Below are 267 nucleotides of genomic sequence, written 5' to 3' on the forward strand. Positions count from 1 at the left end.
CGCAGCAGCGGTCAGACGGTTTCCGCTTGGTGTGCTGAAAATAACATTAATCCCAAACGATACTACTATTGGCTGCGTTGTGTGCGTATGGCAGCCTGTGAACTTTTGCCGACGAGTGGAAGCAATGAGTTAAGCATTGTGCCAGTCACACTGTCCAGTTCTCTGCATAAAACAGATTCGGTTGCTCCGATTATTATCGGAGCGCCTGCACCTCTCGTTCTTCGCATAGGCTCGGCCACATTAGAACTTCGTAATGGCGCATCGCCA

Annotated in this window: 1 protein-coding gene; it reads left to right on the top strand. The window is 50.2% G+C overall.

Going from position 1 to position 267, the window contains the following annotated elements:
- On the top strand, window positions 1–267 hold a 267-nt coding region (locus GT1_RS22465; protein WP_223226450.1), incomplete at both ends, for an IS66 family insertion sequence element accessory protein TnpB.

This window comes from Sporomusa sp. GT1, assembly GCF_014634905.1.
GTDB lineage: Bacteria > Bacillota > Negativicutes > Sporomusales > Sporomusaceae > Sporomusa > Sporomusa sphaeroides.